We start from the raw sequence: 209 nt of genomic DNA, 5'->3' as shown, positions 1-209 counted from the left end.
GGCTTTGTTTCCTAAATCAGGGAACTAATGCTTAAAGCTACGATCAGATCATCTAAGTTCACTCACATACTTAGAGCAATGCCAAAGCCTCGCTACAGAACAACTAACTGGAAACAATATAACCAAGCCCTAATCAATCGTGGTTCACTGACATTCTGGATTGATGAGGAAGCGATTCAACAGTGGAAGCAACTCAAGCAAGGTAAACG

Annotated in this window: 1 pseudogene; it reads left to right on the top strand. The window is 41.6% G+C overall.

What is annotated here, in order from left to right:
• Nucleotides 1-78 precede the first annotated feature (78 nt).
• Nucleotides 79-209: pseudogene (locus tag AB4585_RS21655) on the top strand (IS5/IS1182 family transposase); the annotation flags it as partial.

It is taken from the genome of Vibrio sp. 10N.222.49.C9 (assembly GCF_041474985.1).
GTDB lineage: Bacteria > Pseudomonadota > Gammaproteobacteria > Enterobacterales > Vibrionaceae > Vibrio > Vibrio crassostreae_C.
Note: the sequence above shows the minus strand (reverse complement) of the source record. Positions and strands in the feature narration are given on the sequence as shown.